This is a genomic window from Ornithinimicrobium faecis (assembly GCF_023923225.1).
In the GTDB taxonomy this organism is placed as follows: domain Bacteria; phylum Actinomycetota; class Actinomycetes; order Actinomycetales; family Dermatophilaceae; genus Ornithinicoccus; species Ornithinicoccus faecis.
Genome location: NZ_CP099489.1, coordinates 1,851,157 through 1,867,418, shown reverse-complemented (window position 1 = coordinate 1,867,418; position 16,262 = coordinate 1,851,157). Strand labels below are relative to the sequence as shown.

Here is a 16,262-nt window from a genome sequence, read left to right as displayed (position 1 = left end):
CGTCAAGGCAGCGACCCGTAGGCGCTAGGCAGCAGGCGTCAGGGCGAAGATGTCGGCGAGCAGTTCGTGGGAACGCAGGCGGTCGGCGGGATCTGCGATGAGGTTCTGGACCATCAGTTCATCGGCGCCACTCTCCTCGATCATCTGCTCCAGGGTCGCGCGGACCTGGTCGGGACCGCCTGCGACGAATCGTGGCCACTGCCCGTCGCTGATCGTGGTCGGCTCTGCCTGCTGGGCTGCGGTGAGTTCACGGGCGGCGACGTCGGCCGACGGCACCGTGCTGGCGCCACCCATCCGGCCCAGCCGTGCATAGAACCCTTTCGCCGAGCCGACGAGGCGCTCCCCCTCGTCCTGGTCCTCGCCGACGGTGACATTGACGGCGAGGATCGCGCGAGGTGATTCCAGCCCAAACCCGCCTGGTTGAAACGACTCACGGTAGTGACGCATGGCCCCGGCGGCTCCGGACGGATTGATGAACCCGGCGAAGGTGTAACCGATCCCGAGCCCGGCTGCCAGATTGGACCCGTTCGGGCTCGAGCCCAGCAACCAGGTCTGGGGGATGTGCGAAACGGTCGGCATCAGCGGGTGGCCGGTGAACGGGTGGTCCTCGGGGAAGGTCCCATACAGCCACGAGAGCGTCTCAAGAACCTGTTGCTGGTGGTCCACCTGGAGGCGCTGGCTCCGATCCTGCTGGAGCGCCAGGTCGATCACCGGGCCACCCGTCGCGCGACCCATCCCGAGATCGATGCGGCCCGGAGTCATCGCCTCAAGTTGCTGGAACATCTCAGCAACCTTGAAAGGGCTGTAGTGGTTCATCAGCACCGCCCCCGAGCCCAACCGGATGCTCGACGTCTGTGTGGCCGCTGCGGCAATCAGCAACTCCGGATGGTGAGAGGCCCCCGAACGGCTGAGGTGATGCTCGGCGAACCACACCCGGTGGAACCCGAAGCGCTCCGCATGACGGGCCAGCGCCAAAGAGTCAGCCAGGGCATCGCTCTCCGTGGTGTCCGGAGCGACCGTCCCGAGGTCGACGATCGACAGCTTCATGGGGCAGGCGCTCCTCGCAGGTCCGGGCGTCACACCCGTGCGGGTGAGCCGTTTGCCGACCGTAACAGATACTTGGTTTGGGCCAACTTGTTTATCGTCCGCGCGATTACTACGCTCAGCGGCATGGACAACGCCGCGACATTAGATGAGTTTGAGCGCTCACTGGCGACGGTCCTTCGCCTCCTGGCCGACCGGGACACCGTCGGCGACGTCGCCCGGCGCTCCGGGTTTGACCTTCCGCCTGCGTCCTGGTCGCTGCTGGAGCACCTGGACACCCGGGGAGCGCTGCGAGTCTCCGACATCGCGGCCTGCCACGGGGTCGACATCTCGTCCGTGACGCCCCGCCTGAAGCGCCTTGAGGCAGCAGGGCTGGTCACCCGGGAGCGGGTGCCCACCGATGCCCGCGCGTTCCTCATCAGCATCACAAAGGAGGGCATCCGAGCGCTCGAATCCGTGCACGCAGCGCGACGTGACATCCTCCAGGCAGCCGTCGAGGGGATCAAACCCGAAGACCTTGCCATCACCGCCACAGTCCTGTCCCAGGTGGCGCGGCGCGTGGCCACCGAGCCCGTCATGATCGGACCAGGACACTGAGGCCTGAGCGAACTGCCTCGTCGAGAGCAGCCATCAACGACGCCCACGTGCCTGTCGCGACAGACTTTCGTGCGGCGATGGCCCAGACCCCGTCCGCGGTCTCGGTCGTGACAACAGTGGCCAACGACGTGCCCTACGGCACCACGGTCAGTGACTTCATCTCACTGTCCATGGACCCGCCCATGATGCTCGTGTCCCTCGACAACGACTCGACGCTGTTGTCCAAGCTGTCCATCGGATCCACTGTCGGCGTCAACGTGCTCGCAGTAGGCCAGGGCCAGCTCGCCACGCACTTCGCCTCGAAACGACCCGACAAGTTCGCCGACATCCCGTGGACCCTCGTGGACGGCGCTCCCAACCTTCCCGGGCGGCACGCCTGGATCACGCTGACGGTGACCACCCGCATCCCGGCCAGTGACCACACTCTGGTGCTTGGCAACGTGGTCACAGCCAGGCCATCTGCGAACACCAGACCCCTGACCTACTGCCAACACACCTTCGGCACCCACACCATTGGGCGCTGACTGCCGCAACCAACGAAAGCTCGGAAGCTCATGACGCCTGATGACGCGATGATGATCAACAAGCTGCTGGCCGACTACAGGCACGTCGTCGACGATCACGACTGGGACCGTGCCCACGAGGTGTTCGCCGAGGACTTCGTCTTCGAGATGGGTGACAGTGGTCGCCCGGACCTGCATGGGATCGCTGACATCGTGGCCACGTTCAAGGGCCGCAACATGTACGCCCATGTCACCACCAACGTCAGCATCACCGAGGACGACGACGGGACGGTCCGGGCACACAGCAAGTTCATCGGTTTCCCCAACGAGGGCCCACCGGTCACCGGGGACTACCACGACGAGCTGGTCAAGACCCCGGCCGGATGGCGATTGCGGCGGCGCAGAGGAGAGCTCCGGCAGCGCAAGTTCTTCGACTGACTCAACGCTGTCCCATCGCGCCCTCGTCTGCCTCTACGAATGTGCGCCCCCCTCTCGATGAAAGGTGCCCCATGCCGCTCCCCGTCTCGATCCTCGACCTCGCAACCATCGCCCGTGACCAGACCGTTGCCGAGTCACTGGCCGGCGTCGTGTCCCTGGCCCAGAAGGCGGAGGAGACCGGTTACCAACGGGTGTGGTACGCCGAGCACCACAACATGGCCTCGATCGCGTCCTCGGCAACCTCAGTGCTCATCGCCCACGTCGCTGCGCACACCAACACCATCCGGCTCGGCTCCGGCGGCATCATGCTGCCCAACCACGCCCCGCTGACGGTCGCCGAGCAGTTCGGCACCCTGGAGACCCTCCACCCCGGGCGGATCGACCTTGGCTTGGGCCGCGCGCCGGGCGGCGACCAGAACACGATGCGTGCGCTGCGGCGGGATGCCGCCTCCGCTGAGACCTTCCCCCAGGACGTCCTCGAGCTGCAGGGGTACCTGCGCGGTCAGTCACGGATCCCGGGCGTCAACGCCTACCCAGGCAAAGGCACCGACGTCCCGCTGTACATCCTCGGCTCCTCGCTGTTCGGCGCCGGGCTGGCAGCCGCCCTCGGCCTGCCCTACGCCTTCGCCTCGCACTTCGCCCCAGCCGCCCTCCACGACGCGATCGCGCTGTATCGCCGCGAGTTCAAGGCATCCGAGCAGCTCGACAAGCCCTACCTCATCGCCGCCTACAACATCTTCGCCGCTGATAACCAAGCCGATGCCGAGCGACAGCAGCAGGAGATCATGCGCACCCGTGTGGCACTGCTCCTACGCCCAGGCACCGAGTACACGGACGAGCAGGCCGACGAGTTGCTCAACTCCCCACAGGCCCACCACCTCCGCCAGATGATGACCTACAGCGCCGTCGGCACTCCCGACATCGTCCACCAGAAGGTCACAGAGTTCGCCGAGCAGACGGGCGCCGACGAGCTCATCATCGCCCACCAGGGCCCCCGGGTGGAGGAACGGCTTCGGTCCGCCGAGCTTTTCGCCGAGGCCTACCTCACCTGACCGGCGCGTCCTGCGTGCCCTGTCGCGTCGGTGCGGTCAGCGCGGTGGGTCAGAGGTCCAGCGGCTCCCACGTGTGGCCGCCGTCGGAGGTCCGGTAGATGACGCTGGTCCCCAGGCCCGGATAGCCCGTCAGCAGCACACCGTGGTCCTGGTCCTGGAAGCTCAGATCGAGGACCGGCCCGGTGTCCGCCGCGAACAGCGGTGTCTCCCAGGTCTGTCCGCCGTCGAAGGTCATGTGCACGATGCCCGTGTCCCCGCCGGTGGCACCGATCGCGACGGTGTCCCCGTTGGCGACGGCGAAGTCGCTGGTGATGCCGGTCCGCGGAGGCAGGGTCCCGACGGACTCGAAGGTGACTCCGTCGGAGGAGCGGAACAACTCCTTGTCCATGGCTCCCCGTCCGGGGTTCTGGCTGCACAGCGCGAACTGGTGCTCGTCGTCGGCGAGACCGAAGAACTGGGTCGCCAGGTCACCGCAGGGTGCCTTGATCTCCTCGAGCTCGGCACCGTCGGGCGAGGACCAGGCGTGAGTGGGAGCGTCAAAGGCGGAGGTGCCGACCAGTCGCACCCCCGAGGGGACGACGGCGATATCGCTCATCACCGACCCCAGCTGACCGGGCACCTCGGCGGCAACGCCCTCCACCGGCTCCCACGCAGACCGGGTGTTCGGGGTGCGCCACAGTGTCGTGACCACCTGCTCCCCCTCGGTGGCGTGTGCCGTGAGATAGATCCCATCGGTCGTCGCGGCCAGGTCACCCACCTTGTCCGCCGGCACGTCCACCGGACGCCACGACTCCCCGCCGGTCGTGCTGATGACGGTGTCCTCAGTGTTGGTCGCGACCAGCGTCGTCACCCACCGGGTCTGGGTTGCCTGGAGCTGGGGGCTGTTCCCGAACTCGGACGGATGCAGGCCAGGGGCCTGCAGGGCCGCCCAGGAGTTTCCGCCCGTCATGGTGTGCAACACCTCGGCGCAGCTGCCGTCCTCGCACGGGACGAAGCCGAGCACCCACCCCTGACTCGGAGAGGTCCAACTGGTGGCCGCGGGGCTGAAGTCATCTGGCACGCCCGGTGCAGATCGCGGCGCGTGGTCCGTGGCTCCGGCTGACGTGGCACTGGCCAGGATGAGCGCCAGGGCCGCTGCGGCCAGGCCCGAGCGTGTCAGTCTGCGCATGGTCTGTGATCTCCCCTGAACATCGAGGGGAGCATCAGCGCGTCCCCACCGTTCTGACGGTAGACCCGGATATCCCGAGAGCGCGACCTAATTCTCCAGCCCGCTCCCGCAGCGTGAGGCTGGAAGCGTGACCTGCTCCTCAGCCCTGGCGACGAGGCGCGACGAGAACCTTGGTGTGCTTGGAACGCCCTGAGTCGAGCTCCTCCAGCATGTCCTGCACCTCGGACAGCTCGATCGTCCCGGTGTGCAGCGGTGCCAGCGAGACACTGCCCTGCTCGACCAGTCGCATGACGCCCACAAAGTCCTCGCGGTTGTATGCGAGAGAGCCGATGATTGTCAGCTCGCGCTGCTGCCAGTCTGCGTAACTGACTGTGGACTCGCTCAGCGGGAAGCCCAGCAGCGCGAGCGTGCCGCCTCGGCGGACCAACTCAGCGGAGGACTGCAACAGCGTGGGCACTCCAGCACACTCGAAGACGATGTCGGCGCCCACGCCCCCGGTCACCGAGTCCATCCGGTCCTGCAGCTCCTCGGGCGCGACCACGTCATCGAAACCCAGCTCACGGGCGGTGGCCCGCCGCGCCTCGGACGGTTCCGAGATGATGATCCGCCCTGCCCCTGCTGCGCGTGCGTTCTGGGCGGTCAACAGTCCGATCGGCCCAGCACCGACCACAACGGCAAGGCAGCCGGGTTCAACGTTCGCGCGGCGGACAGCGTGGAAGGTGACCGCTGCTGGCTCCACCAGCGCAGCATCCACGTCCGACAGTGCCGTCGGGACCGGGATGACTCGACGCTGCGAGACCTCAACCTGCGAGGCAAAGGCACCATGGTCCGCAGCCTCCTCGTCGACGCCGTTGGCTTCGGCGAAGACGACGTCACAGTTCTTCGAGTGACCAGCCAGGCACTGTGCGCAGCGTCCGCACGCTGAGCCGACACCACCGACGACCCGATCCCCGGGGACGACCAGGGTGACGCCGTCGCCCACCGCCGCGACGGTGCCGGTCCACTCATGACCAAACACGGCCGGTGGGAGCATGCTGCCGTCCGTGTAGCCGTGCACATCTGTGCCGCAGATGCCGGCATAGGTGATGTCGACAACGACGCGTCCAGGACCGGGCTCGGGGGTGGTGAAGACCGACTCCTCCAGAGTGCGCGGACCACTCACCCTGAGATAACGCTGTTCGTCCGACATGCTTGCTGCTCCTCACCAGGCGACGGGGACGCCCCGTGGCTGGCGGGGCACCTAGCACCGTAACGAGACAGGTGCTCCGGCCAGCAGCCGGGTTCAGCGCCCGAGCCTGAGCGAGAGTCCTAGACTCCCGACAACCTCTGACGAAAGCAGGATCCCGTGGGCCGCACCGCCATCTCCGCACCCGAGGCACCCCAGCCGATCGGTCCCTACTCCCCCGCCGTGCGAGACAAAGGGGCAGGTCTGCTCTTCGTCTCCGGTCAGACCCCGATCGACCCGGCAACCGGCGAACTGGTCGACGGCGATGTCGGCACCCAGACCCAACGGGTCTTCGCGAATCTGAAGCACGTGCTCGGTGCCGCCGGGTGCACGCTGGCCGATGTGATCAAGGTGAACGTCTACCTGATCTCGATGGCCGACTTCGCGGCCGTCAATGAGGTCTATGCGACTGTCTTCGAGGCGCCCTACCCGGCCCGCACCACGGTCGCTGTGGCAGAACTTCCTCTGGGCGCACGGGTCGAGATCGAGCTCGTTGCTCGCTAACCGCACCTGGTCGGCGAGGTCGTCCGCAACCAGTGACCGTATGCCGTGACCTCCTTGAGCGAGTGAGTGCGACTCAGTCGGGCGCGTAGCCTGGCGGAATGCGCCTGGTCATCCGCGGTCACCGACTGCCCGGACGGACATGCGGCCCGCACGCCAACATTCACGTCGGCCTCCAGGTCCGCCAGGACCCCGTCGATCTGGTGCCTGCGGATGCTGTTTCGGCACAGTGGGTCACCAACCTGCGGACCGACAACGGTGACTTCCACGGCCCCGCCGTCCATGGCCGGAGGGGCGAGCGCTTTGTCTATCTCACCTGGGGCACCGTGGAGGCCGACTCCTTCACCATGTTCCGTCGCGCGAAGGTCATGCTGGACGGACTCCCGGGAGACGCCGAACAGATCACGCTCGACCTCGATCTCACCGACGAGTCCGGGATGCCACGTTGCGCCAGGGTCCAGCCCACCACGATCACCGTCGGACCATGACCTCCGCCACCGGCGCCCCCGACCCGACCCCGCACCTCATTCCCGCCCAGCACCTCGATCCCGCCCAGCACCTCCGGGAACAGCGCGCGGCCCTACAGTCCCGGCTCGGAGCACTGGCCGAGGACATGGGCTCCTTCTTTGAGGCCTCCCGCGACTCCAACGCCGACGACGAGCACGACCCGGAGGGGCAGACGATCGCCTTCGAGCGAGCCCAGCTCGCGGCCGTGACCGACCAGGTGCGCAGGCACCTGCAAGAGATCGATGCGGCGCTCGAGCGGATCGCGGACGACACCTACGGCCGCTGCGAGGTCTGCCGGCTTCCGATCCCTCGGGAGCGCCTGGAGGTCCGGCCCACGGCGCGCACCTGCGTCCAGCACGCGGACGCGGCTGCCTCAGGCAACGTCACCTGAGTCGCGGCCACGCGGGCCGGACCGCCTGAGTCACTGCCAGGGCGAGACCTACATCGCCCTCTCCTGGGCGCGGCGGCGCACCTCGGTCTTGTTGCCCTCGCGCAGGGAGGCGATCGCGCTGCCACCCTGGAGCGTGTCGTCGGGCTCGTGCAGCCAGGCGATGATCTCCTCGTCGCTGTAGCCACCGTCGCTGAGCACCGTGAAGGTGCCGCGCAGCGGGAACAGCGGTCCCTCCTGCGTCAGGAAGGACTCCGGCACATAGAGCGCCTGGTTCGGGCCCCGTCGCGCACCGATGAGCTCGCGGTCCGCGAGCCAGGTCTTGACCTGGGCCAACGAGGCGCCAGTGAGTTCCATGATGTCGGGCACGGCCAGCCAGCCGGTCGTGTCGTTGTCGTCGGGGGCGGGAGTTACATCGCTGTCGTTTACCACATAACCCAGTCTGCCACATGGATCGACACGCCGTAAATCTGGCGCCGCAGGCTTTTCTCAGGTACTTTCACGTTGGTCACAGGATCACCACTGCCCTCAGGCAGCACAGCACCACCACGCAACACTGCACCACCAAGACAACACAACGACATCTCAGGCCACTCCCCGAGCACTGGCCCCACCGAAAGGCCCACTGATGAGCCCCGTCGCGGACCTGCCCCCCGTCCTCACCGTCCAGACACCGGTCGTCGACCTTGCCAACCGCGCCCCGCTGGGCCGGCTCGCCACCTCGAAGAAGGCCTGGCAGGACTATCGGGTCAAGCCCGGGGACACGCTCTACGACCTGGCCAACGCCCACGACACCACCGTCTCGGCGCTGGCCAAGCGCAACGAGATCAGTGGCTATCTCCAGGCCGGGTCAGTCATCGAGGTGCCGCGCAAGGCCTCCTCGTCCGGCTCGTCCTCCAGCGGCAGCAGCTCCTCGAGCTCCTCGTCGGCCACCGTCACGGTGCGCCCCGGCGACACGCTCTCGCACATCTCCGCCCGTCACGACGTCTCGGTGTCGGCGATCATCAAGGCCAACAAGCTGCCCTCGGCCATGATCTATCCCGGCCAACGGCTCGCCGTCCCCGGCTCCAAGAGCGCCTCGGCCGCCACGTCCGACAGCGGCTCGAGCTCCTCGGGCAGCACGTCCGGCAGCACCTCGGGCGCTTCGGTGACCGTCCGCTCGGGTGACACCCTCTCCGGCATCGCGCTCCGCCACGACGTCTCGCTGAGTGCGCTGCTCAACGCCAACCCGGGCGTCAACGCCCGGGGCCTCCAGGTCGGCCAGAAGGTCAGTCTGCCGGCGAGCGCGACCCGCACCGCGGCATACCGCGATGGGGAGGGAGCCAAGGAGGGCGCCCCGAACACCTTCCTGCACTACACCTACAGCGACGAGGTCGCCGGCTCGGCCGCCGCCAACCGGGAGCACCTGGCGCAGGCGCCGGTCCCCAGCCGCGACGACATGTCCCAGATCATCCGCGAGACTGCCAACCGCCACGGGGTCTCCCCGGACCTGATGCTCGCGCTGAGCTACATGGAGTCGGGCTGGAACCACCGCAGCGTCTCCCCCGCCAACGCCATCGGCGCCATGCAGGTCATCCCCTCCACCGGTGACTGGGCCTCCTCGATGGTCGGGCGCAAGCTCAACCTGCTGGACCCGCAGGACAACGCCACTGCGGGCACCGTCGTGATGCGCGCCCTGCTGCGCTCGGCCGACAACGAGGACCAGGCCATCGCGGGCTACTACCAGGGTCTGGCCGGAGTGCAGAACAACGGGATGTATCCCGACACCCAGAACTACGTGAAGGCGATCCAGAACCTGCGCGACCGCATGTGAGGGGCGCGGGCGGGGCCGCTCACCACCCCGCCTCCAAGGTTTTCCCGAGGAGTCTCCGTATCCTCAAGGGGTGAGCACCGCGACCTCCGCCGTGATCGACCGTGTCCTCGACGGTCGATACCGAGTTGAGTCCTTGCTCGCCAAGGGCGGGATGGCGGCCGTCTACAGCGCCACCGATCTGCGGCTGGACCGCAAGGTCGCGCTGAAGATCATGCACGCCCACCTGGCCCGCGACGAGGAGTTCGTCACGCGCTTTCGCCAGGAGGCCCGCACCGCGGCCCGCCTGTCCCACCCGCACGTGGTCTCGGTCTTTGACCAGGGCGAGGACGACGACCTGGTCTTCCTGGCCATGGAGCTGGTCGAGGGGCGCACGCTGCGCGAGGAGATCACCGAGCACGGGGCGCACAGCGTCCGCGACGCCGTGCGCTTCATCGATCCTGTGCTGCAGGCACTCTCGGCCGCCCACGAGGCTGGCCTGGCCCACCGCGACGTCAAGCCCGAGAACGTCCTGATCCGTCACGACGGCATGGTCAAGGTCGCAGACTTCGGCCTGGCCCGAGCGGTCACGGCCGCCACGTCCAGCCACAGCAACGAGCTGGTCTGGGGCACCGCTGCCTATCTGGCACCCGAGCAGGTCGAGCGCGGTCGCACCGACGAGCGCAGCGACATCTATTCGGCCGGGCTGCTGCTCTATGAACTGCTCACTGGCGTCAAGGCCTTCCCCGGCGACAGCCCCGTGCAGGTCGCCTATGCCCACGTCCACGGCGAGGTCCCGCGGGCCTCCGACACCGTCGCGACCGTGCCGGCCGAGATCGACGCCTTCATCCAGTGGGCGGCCGCCACCGACCCCGAGCGGCGACCCACCGACGGCAGCGCGGCCCTGACCGAGCTGCGCCACTCGACCCAGCAGCTCTCCGACAGCGAGCTCGACGCGCTGCCGGGTCAGCGGGTGAGCGACCCCGACCTGACGCAGGCCTTCGACCACACCCGTCCCCTGCGGCCCACCGACACCATGGCCGTCCCCCGGCAGGCTCCCGAGCACTACGCGAAGACCAGCGGCAACAAGCCCCGCAAGACCAAGACGAAACCGGCCCGCACACCGGCACCGGCCACCACCTCCGCTCCCCGGCGCCCCCGCCGACGGATGAAGGTCGCGGGCTGGCTCCTCGGCATACTGCTGGTCCTGATCGGGGCCACCGGAGCGGGTGCTGCCTGGTATTTCACCGAGGGACCCGGCGTGCACTCCCCCGTGCCGACGCTGGAGGGGCTCACCGAGACCGACGCGCGCGCGGCGCTGGACGCCGAGCAGTTGGACACGGTCGTCGAGCTCGAATACTCCGAGACCGTGGCCCCCGACATCGTCATGGACGCCTCCCACTCGCCGGGCACCTCCCTGCGGCACGGGAGCGACGTCACCCTCACCGTCTCGCAGGGTCCGGAGCGGTATGCCGTGCCCCTGGTGATTGGTCGCACGCTGGAGCAGGCGACGCCCATGATCGAGGACGCCAACCTGACCGTCGGCGAGCCGGAGCTGGTCTATGACGAGACGATCCCGGAGGGTCAGGTCATCTCCGTCGAGCCCGAGGAGGGCGCCGAGCTCAAACCGGACGCCGAGGTCACCGTGACCGTCAGCCAGGGCCGTGAGCCGATCGAGATCGCGGACGTCACCGGCGACTCGCAGACCGACGCCGAGGAGACGCTGACCGAGGCGGGCTTCGAGGTCGTCGTCAACCCCGACCGGGTCTTCAGCGACTCGGTCGAGGAGGGCGATGTCGTCTCACAGAGCCCTGCGAGCGGCACCGGCTTCCGCGGCGACACCGTGACGCTGACCGTCTCCAAGGGCCCCGAGCTGATCGAGGTGCCCTCGGTGATCGGCAAGCAGTGGGGCGAGGCCGAGCAGATCCTGACCGACGCTGGCTTCGAGGCCTCCCGCAAGGACGTCCTGGGCGGATACTTCGGCACCGTGCGCACGCAGAGCGTCGACGCCGGCGAGATGGTCGAGCGGGGCACCGAGGTCGTGCTCGAGATCGTCTGACCCGCTGCCCGCCAGACGCTGCCCGCCTCAGACGCTGCCGCCCCTTCCGCTGGGTGGCCCGTCCGTTGAGTGGCTGAGGCGTGCAGCCAAACAGGCGATGTCGAGGCCAGTCAGCAGGCCCAGGCGTCTGACCTGCGACGATGCCGAGCGGTCGTCCACGTTGCCTGTCCGGGTGCACGGTATGCCGAGGGCCAGGTCAGGCTCTCTAGGTCCGGTCCTGGATCGGCTCGGGTGTGGCAAACAGCAGGTCTGTTGCCGCGGCCAGGACCTGCGACCTCGTGCGCTCCCCGTGGTCGACGGCCAGCAGGCCCTCCCCGATCGCCACACAGAACGCGAGGAGACTGCGCGCCTCGACCTCGTCGGGATCGGCACAGACGGTGCCGATCATCTCGCGCAGCAGGCCCATCCGGGCGTTGTCCACGCGTCGCAGCCGCTCGGCGACGGCACCGTCCCGGCGCGCCCAGTCCCGGATCGCGAGGTCGAGCGGCCGGAGCCGGTCGTCGGAGAAGGTCAGGGCACCGGCACGTCGAGCCCGCGTCCTCGGGTCGCCACCCTCGCGCTCGATGGTCACGAGGACCTCGTCGGTGCTCTCGCGCTCCCAGGAGTCGAGCATGGCCGTCAGCAGCGCGCGACGATCCTTGAAGTGCCCATAGAAGCCGCCCTTGGTGACGCCCAGGCCCTTGGCCAGCGCCTCGATGCGGACCGACTCAGGGCCGCCCGAGGCGAGGGCCTGCAGCCCCTGCTCGATCCACTTCTCACGCGGCGTGAGCGTCGTGGCTGCCATGCCTGCACCTCCTGAGCAGAAAACCTGTATACGCCACCGTACACATGGCGTTACGCTCAATTTATACGCATCCGTATAAATGAGAGGTTCCCATGTCCAACAGCCAGCCCCTGGCCAGCACCCCGCCCACGACACCGACCACGACACCGTCCGCTGGGCAGGCACCCCACCGTCCGGTCGGTCCTGATCGTCCTCGCATCACGGGCGCCGTCGGCGTCTCCGAGGTGGAGGCCTCCGTCCTCGAGCGCACCGGGCTGCCCTGTGTCGACTACGTCGACCACTTCACCCTCGCTCCGATCGCGGCGACATCTCCGACCCCAACGGCTGAGCAGTGGGCGCGCGCCCTGTTCGGCGACGTCCCGAGCCTGGGTGAGCGGTTCATCTGGCAGGGCGTCCTGCAGCTGCACCTGGCCAACGGGCGCTCGCCGTTGACCGTCGCCGGCTGGCGGATCGCCGAGATCAGTGATGACGCCGGGGCCGGTGAGGGCTGGATCAGGCTGGAGACCGAGTCCTGGGCACTGCGCGCCAGCCTCGTCATCCACACCGACGGGGAGTCGGTGTCGCTGACGACGGCCCTGCAGTATGACCGTCCCATCGGCTCCGTCGTGTGGCCCCCGCTCTCCGCGGTCCACCGCCGGCTCATCCCGTCGCTGTTCCATCCCGCTGCCGCACAGTTGGCGTCAGGTCAGTCAGGCGCGTGAGGCCAACAGTTCGGTGAGCACGGCCGCGGCGTGGTCCGTCTGAGCGTCGTCGACGTCCAGGTGCCACACGAAGCGGACGTGCTCCGGCCCGGTCGCATAGCCCAGCACGCCCCGCTCCCCCGCGGCCTCGATGAAGTCGGCAGCACTCCACCCGGCGGGCGCCACGCGCAGGACCAGGATGTTGGTGTGCACCGCGCCCGGGTCGACGGCTTCGGGGTTCACGGCGGCCACGGCCTGCGCGACCTGCTGGCAGCGTGCGTGGTCCTCGGCCAGTCGGTCCAGCTGGTGCTCCAGCGCATAACGACCGGCCGCCGCGAGGATGCCCACCTGCCGCATGCCTCCGCCGAACCTCTTGCGCCAGACCCGCGCCTGCTGCATACGGTCTGACGAGCCGACCAGGAGGGAGCCGACCGGGGCACCCAGCCCCTTGCTCAAGCAGACCGAGACCGTGTCGGCGCAGGCGCCATAGTCGGCCAGCGGGGTGCCGGTCGCGACGTGCGCGTTCCACAGGCGGGCGCCGTCGAGGTGGACCGCCATGCCGCGCGCGTGGGCCCGCTCCTGCAGGTCCTGCATCGCCTCCAGCGGCTGGATCGTGCCGCCGCCGAAGTTGTGCGTGTTCTCGACCACGACACAGGCCGTGCCGACCTGATAAGCACCGCCCTCGGTGACCGCGAGGGCCATCGCCGCGTCCACGTCGAGGAGACCACCGGTCGTGGGATAGCTGCGGGCGGAGATGCCACTGAGCACCGCTGCCGCCCCCATCTCGGCGCGCAGCACGTGCGCGAGATCGTCGGTGACGAGCTCCTGACCGGGCGCCACGTGGAGGCGGACCCCCAGCTGGTTGGCCATCGAGCCGGTGGGGGTGAAGAGCGCGTCCTCGTGACCGAGCAGGTCGGCGACCTGACGCTGCAGCGCCAGGACCGTCGGGTCCTCGCCATAGACGTCGTCGCCGACCGGCGCGCTCGCCATTGCCTCGCGCATCGCCTGCGTGGGGCGGGTCAGCGTGTCCGAGCGCAGGTCAGCCGTCACGTCGGCCACGGCCTCGCTCACCGCCCGGCCTCCAGCATCGAGGCGACTTGGAAGGCCATCTCCAGGCTCTGTTGGTGGTTCAGGCGCGGGTCGCAGAGCGTCTCATAGCGCAGGCCGAGGTCCGCCACGTCCAGCGCACCGGAGCCGCCGACGCACTCGGTGACGTCGTTGCCGGTCAGCTCGACGTGGATGCCGCCGGGCCAGGTGCCGACCGCGCGGTGCGCCTCGAAGAAGCCGGCGACCTCGTCGATGACGTCCTCGAACCGGCGGGTCTTGTGACCGCTGGGCGAGGTGAAGGTGTTGCCGTGCATCGGGTCGCAGATCCAGGCCACCTGGTGGGCCACCTCACCGACGCTCTCCAGCAGCGGTGGCAGCAGGTCGCGGATCTTGCCGGCACCCATGCGGGTGATGAAGGTCAACCGGCCGGGCGTGCCCTCCGGGTCGAGCTTGTCCACCAGGCGCAGCACGTCGTCACGGGTCGCGGTCGGACCCAGCTTGACCCCGATCGGGTTGTGGACCTGGGAGACAAAGTCGATGTGGGCGTCGTCGAGGCCGCGGGTGCGCTCGCCCACCCAGATGAAGTGACCAGACGTGTTGTAGGGCAGGCCGGTCCGCGAGTCGCGACGGGTCAGCGCCCGCTCATAGTCCAGCACCAGCGCCTCGTGGCTGGAATAGAACTCCACCCGCCGCAACTCCTCGGCGTCGGCGACACCGGAGGCCTCCAGGAAGCGCACGGCACGGTCGATCTCACCGGCCATCTGCTCATAGCGCGACTGCGCCGGCCCGGCCAGGAAGCCCTTGTTCCAGGTGTGCACGCTGCGCAGATCCGCATAGCCACCGGTGGTGAAGGCCCGCACCAGGTTCAGTGTCGAGGCACTGGCGTGATAGACGCTGACCATCCGGTTGGGGTCGTGCGCCCTGGCCTCCGGGGTGAACTCGAAGCCGTTGACCATGTCCCCGCGATAGGCCGGCAGCGTCACGTCCTCGCGGGTCTCTAAGTCGGAGGAGCGCGGCTTGGCGAACTGCCCGGCCAGCCGGCCGACTTTGACCACCGGCATCCCCGCGCCATAGGTCAGCACCACCGCCATCTGCAGGATCGTCTTGATGCGCTCGCGGATGTTGGGGCCGGTGACGCCGTCGAGCGTCTCGGCACAGTCCCCGCCCTGGAGCAGGAAGGCCTCGCCCCGCGTCACCGCAGCCAGCTTGTCGCGCAACAGATCACACTCGCCGGCAAAGACCAGCGGTGGGAAGCCCTTCAGCGTCGTGACGGCACGCTCGAGGGCCTCGGCATCGCCCCAGGTGGGCTGCTGCTTGGCGGGCAGGTCCGCCCAGTCGAAGTGTTGCCCGATGGGGGGCGGTCCGGTCACGTCCGTGGTCACCTGGCCATCGTAGAAGCCCGGAGGGCCCTGATCGTCACCGGTGCTGCTCGTCGCCGTCCTGCTGTATGCCGTCGCTCGCCTCCGGCGTCGCGGTCACCTCGTCGGTGGTCGCGTCCGCGGTGGTCTCCTCGGCTGCCACCTCATCGTCGGCGGCCTCCTCGCCCTTGCCCTGGCGGGAGCGCAACTGCTCGCCGACCTGCTCGATCTGGGTGCGGGCCGTCTCGAGCTGACCCTCGATCTGCGTGCGCGCCGTCGCGGCCCGCTCCTCGACCTGCAGGCGCACCTGCTCGGCGGTCACCTTGGTCTGGTCGACGGCCTTGTCCACGGCCGTGCGGGCACCCTCGACGGCAGCCTTGGCGCGGGCGGCGATGCGCTCCTTGACCGAAGCGGCATAGTCGTCGACATACTCCTGACCCGAGAGCTGCATCAGCTCATACATGATCTCGTCGGTGATCGAGCGCAGGACAGTGCGGTCGTCCTCCATGCCGTCATAGCGGGAGAAGTCCAGCGGCTTGCCGAAGCGGACGCCGACCTGACCACGCTCGATGTTGGGGATGACCTGACCGGTGGGCTGGGCCTTCTCGGTGTTGATCATGGCGACCGGGATGACCGGCACCTTGGCCTCCAGCGCCATCCGTGCGACCCCGGTCTTGCCCTTGTAGAGCTTGCCGTCCGGGCTGCGCGTGCCCTCGGGATAGATGCCGAACAGCTCGCCACGGTTCAACACCCGCAGGCCGGAGTTGAGCGCGGCCATGCTCGCACTGCCACCGGAGCGGTCGATCGGGATCTGCCCCAGGCCGGTGAGGAACGTCTTGGTCATCCAGCCCTTGATCCCGGTGCCGGTGAAATACTCCATCTTGGCCGGGAAGGTCATCCTCCGGTCCACCACCAGCGGGAGAAAGATCGAGTCCGAAAAGCTCAGGTGGTTGCTGGCAAAGATCGCCGCCCCGTGCTCGGGCACGTGCTCCTCACCCTCGACCCACGGCTTGAACAGCGTCCTGACGACAGGGCCGATCAGGACGTTCTTCATCAGCCAATAGAGCACCAGGACCTCCTTGTTCGCATCCCGGTCGCACCAGAGCGCCACGGGCGTGGTCG

18 protein-coding genes are annotated in these 16,262 nt (G+C 68.5%); 10 read left to right on the top strand and 8 right to left on the bottom strand.

Annotated features, from left to right (window positions below; genetic code table 11):
• Window positions 1-24: 24 nt before the first annotated feature.
• Window positions 25-1,047, bottom strand: a complete 1,023-nt coding sequence (locus NF556_RS08610; RefSeq protein WP_252595228.1) for an MsnO8 family LLM class oxidoreductase — start codon at window positions 1,045-1,047, stop codon at window positions 25-27.
• Window positions 1,048-1,170: 123 nt separating this feature from the next.
• Here NF556_RS08610 and NF556_RS08605 point away from each other — a divergent pair, with 123 nt between their 5' ends.
• The 4 genes from NF556_RS08605 (at window position 1,171) to NF556_RS08590 (ending at window position 3,634) form a co-directional block, all read left to right on the top strand.
• On the top strand, window positions 1,171-1,641 hold the full coding sequence (locus NF556_RS08605) for a MarR family winged helix-turn-helix transcriptional regulator (protein WP_252595227.1): 471 nt from the start codon (window positions 1,171-1,173) through the stop codon (window positions 1,639-1,641).
• 47 nt (window positions 1,642-1,688) lie between these two features.
• A complete protein-coding gene (locus tag NF556_RS08600; RefSeq protein ID WP_252595226.1) occupies window positions 1,689-2,165 on the top strand; it encodes a flavin reductase family protein in 477 nt (158 codons plus the stop codon).
• 30 nt (window positions 2,166-2,195) lie between these two features.
• Window positions 2,196-2,582: a nuclear transport factor 2 family protein gene (locus NF556_RS08595; protein ID WP_252595225.1), complete on the top strand. Its 387-nt coding sequence runs from the start codon at window positions 2,196-2,198 to the stop codon at window positions 2,580-2,582.
• A gap of 71 nt (window positions 2,583-2,653) precedes the next feature.
• Window positions 2,654-3,634, top strand: a complete 981-nt coding sequence (locus tag NF556_RS08590) for an LLM class flavin-dependent oxidoreductase (protein ID WP_252595224.1) — start codon at window positions 2,654-2,656, stop codon at window positions 3,632-3,634.
• Between the two features lie 49 nt (window positions 3,635-3,683).
• On the opposite strand, the gene NF556_RS08585 is transcribed toward NF556_RS08590, so the two are convergent.
• Both NF556_RS08585 and NF556_RS08580 read right to left on the bottom strand, forming a co-directional pair.
• Window positions 3,684-4,802, bottom strand: a complete 1,119-nt coding sequence (locus NF556_RS08585; RefSeq protein ID WP_252595223.1) for a WD40/YVTN/BNR-like repeat-containing protein — start codon at window positions 4,800-4,802, stop codon at window positions 3,684-3,686.
• A 139-nt stretch (window positions 4,803-4,941) separates the two neighbouring features.
• Window positions 4,942-5,991: a zinc-dependent alcohol dehydrogenase gene (locus NF556_RS08580; RefSeq protein WP_252595222.1), complete on the bottom strand. Its 1,050-nt coding sequence runs from the start codon at window positions 5,989-5,991 to the stop codon at window positions 4,942-4,944.
• A gap of 156 nt (window positions 5,992-6,147) precedes the next feature.
• Between NF556_RS08580 and NF556_RS08575 the strand changes: the two genes are divergently transcribed.
• The 3 genes from NF556_RS08575 to NF556_RS08565 all read left to right on the top strand — a co-directional run bounded on the left by NF556_RS08575 (window position 6,148) and on the right by NF556_RS08565 (window position 7,426).
• Window positions 6,148-6,531, top strand: coding sequence for a Rid family detoxifying hydrolase (locus NF556_RS08575; RefSeq protein ID WP_252595221.1), 384 nt, complete (start codon window positions 6,148-6,150; stop codon window positions 6,529-6,531).
• Between the two features lie 98 nt (window positions 6,532-6,629).
• Window positions 6,630-7,016, top strand: a complete 387-nt coding sequence (locus tag NF556_RS08570) for a DUF5990 family protein (RefSeq protein WP_252595220.1) — start codon at window positions 6,630-6,632, stop codon at window positions 7,014-7,016.
• The gene (locus NF556_RS08565; protein WP_252595219.1) at window positions 7,013-7,426 is read left to right on the top strand and encodes a TraR/DksA family transcriptional regulator; all 414 of its coding nucleotides are present in this window, start codon (window positions 7,013-7,015) and stop codon (window positions 7,424-7,426) included. Before NF556_RS08570 ends, NF556_RS08565 begins: the two co-directional genes overlap by 4 nt.
• A 48-nt stretch (window positions 7,427-7,474) precedes the next feature.
• Here the strand turns inward: NF556_RS08565 and NF556_RS08560 are convergent, their stop codons facing one another.
• Window positions 7,475-7,855 carry an Rv2175c family DNA-binding protein gene (locus NF556_RS08560; RefSeq protein ID WP_252595218.1) on the bottom strand — a complete coding sequence of 127 codons (381 nt, stop codon included), beginning with the start codon at window positions 7,853-7,855 and terminating at the stop codon, window positions 7,475-7,477.
• A gap of 196 nt (window positions 7,856-8,051) precedes the next feature.
• Between NF556_RS08560 and NF556_RS08555 the strand changes: the two genes are divergently transcribed.
• Both NF556_RS08555 and pknB read left to right on the top strand, forming a co-directional pair.
• Window positions 8,052-9,236: a LysM peptidoglycan-binding domain-containing protein gene (locus tag NF556_RS08555; RefSeq protein WP_252595217.1), complete on the top strand. Its 1,185-nt coding sequence runs from the start codon at window positions 8,052-8,054 to the stop codon at window positions 9,234-9,236.
• A 70-nt stretch (window positions 9,237-9,306) separates the two neighbouring features.
• The gene (gene pknB / locus NF556_RS08550) at window positions 9,307-11,271 is read left to right on the top strand and encodes a Stk1 family PASTA domain-containing Ser/Thr kinase (RefSeq protein WP_252595216.1); all 1,965 of its coding nucleotides are present in this window, start codon (window positions 9,307-9,309) and stop codon (window positions 11,269-11,271) included.
• A gap of 205 nt (window positions 11,272-11,476) precedes the next feature.
• Here the strand turns inward: pknB and NF556_RS08545 are convergent, their stop codons facing one another.
• Window positions 11,477-12,055, bottom strand: a complete 579-nt coding sequence (locus NF556_RS08545; protein WP_252595215.1) for a TetR/AcrR family transcriptional regulator — start codon at window positions 12,053-12,055, stop codon at window positions 11,477-11,479.
• 92 nt (window positions 12,056-12,147) lie between these two features.
• Between NF556_RS08545 and NF556_RS08540 the strand changes: the two genes are divergently transcribed.
• Window positions 12,148-12,756: a hypothetical protein gene (locus tag NF556_RS08540; protein WP_252595214.1), complete on the top strand. Its 609-nt coding sequence runs from the start codon at window positions 12,148-12,150 to the stop codon at window positions 12,754-12,756.
• Here the strand turns inward: NF556_RS08540 and NF556_RS08535 are convergent.
• From NF556_RS08535 to NF556_RS08525, 3 genes are read right to left on the bottom strand one after another with little or no spacing between them, the layout of a single operon-like run.
• Window positions 12,745-13,806, bottom strand: a complete 1,062-nt coding sequence (locus NF556_RS08535) for a threonine aldolase family protein (RefSeq protein WP_252595213.1) — start codon at window positions 13,804-13,806, stop codon at window positions 12,745-12,747. The two genes, NF556_RS08540 and NF556_RS08535, sit on opposite strands and share 12 nt — an antisense overlap.
• The gene (locus NF556_RS08530; RefSeq protein ID WP_252595212.1) at window positions 13,803-15,164 is read right to left on the bottom strand and encodes a class II 3-deoxy-7-phosphoheptulonate synthase; all 1,362 of its coding nucleotides are present in this window, start codon (window positions 15,162-15,164) and stop codon (window positions 13,803-13,805) included. Before NF556_RS08530 ends, NF556_RS08535 begins: the two co-directional genes overlap by 4 nt.
• Window positions 15,165-15,198: 34 nt before the next feature.
• The gene (locus NF556_RS08525; RefSeq protein ID WP_425607067.1) at window positions 15,199-16,251 is read right to left on the bottom strand and encodes a lysophospholipid acyltransferase family protein; all 1,053 of its coding nucleotides are present in this window, start codon (window positions 16,249-16,251) and stop codon (window positions 15,199-15,201) included.
• Window positions 16,252-16,262 lie beyond the last annotated feature (11 nt).

Coding starts and splice junctions, on each gene's coding strand:
- NF556_RS08590 (WP_252595224.1), top strand. CDS start 2,654: ATGCCGCTCCCCGTCTCGATCCTCGACCTCGCAACCATCGCCCGTGAC.
- NF556_RS08555 (WP_252595217.1), top strand. CDS start 8,052: ATGAGCCCCGTCGCGGACCTGCCCCCCGTCCTCACCGTCCAGACACCG.
- NF556_RS08565 (WP_252595219.1), top strand. CDS start 7,013: ATGACCTCCGCCACCGGCGCCCCCGACCCGACCCCGCACCTCATTCCC.
- NF556_RS08595 (WP_252595225.1), top strand. CDS start 2,196: ATGACGCCTGATGACGCGATGATGATCAACAAGCTGCTGGCCGACTAC.
- NF556_RS08540 (WP_252595214.1), top strand. CDS start 12,148: ATGTCCAACAGCCAGCCCCTGGCCAGCACCCCGCCCACGACACCGACC.
- NF556_RS08545 (WP_252595215.1), bottom strand. CDS start 12,055: ATGGCAGCCACGACGCTCACGCCGCGTGAGAAGTGGATCGAGCAGGGG.
- NF556_RS08570 (WP_252595220.1), top strand. CDS start 6,630: ATGCGCCTGGTCATCCGCGGTCACCGACTGCCCGGACGGACATGCGGC.
- NF556_RS08580 (WP_252595222.1), bottom strand. CDS start 5,991: ATGTCGGACGAACAGCGTTATCTCAGGGTGAGTGGTCCGCGCACTCTG.
- NF556_RS08585 (WP_252595223.1), bottom strand. CDS start 4,802: ATGCGCAGACTGACACGCTCGGGCCTGGCCGCAGCGGCCCTGGCGCTC.
- NF556_RS08605 (WP_252595227.1), top strand. CDS start 1,171: ATGGACAACGCCGCGACATTAGATGAGTTTGAGCGCTCACTGGCGACG.
- NF556_RS08610 (WP_252595228.1), bottom strand. CDS start 1,047: ATGAAGCTGTCGATCGTCGACCTCGGGACGGTCGCTCCGGACACCACG.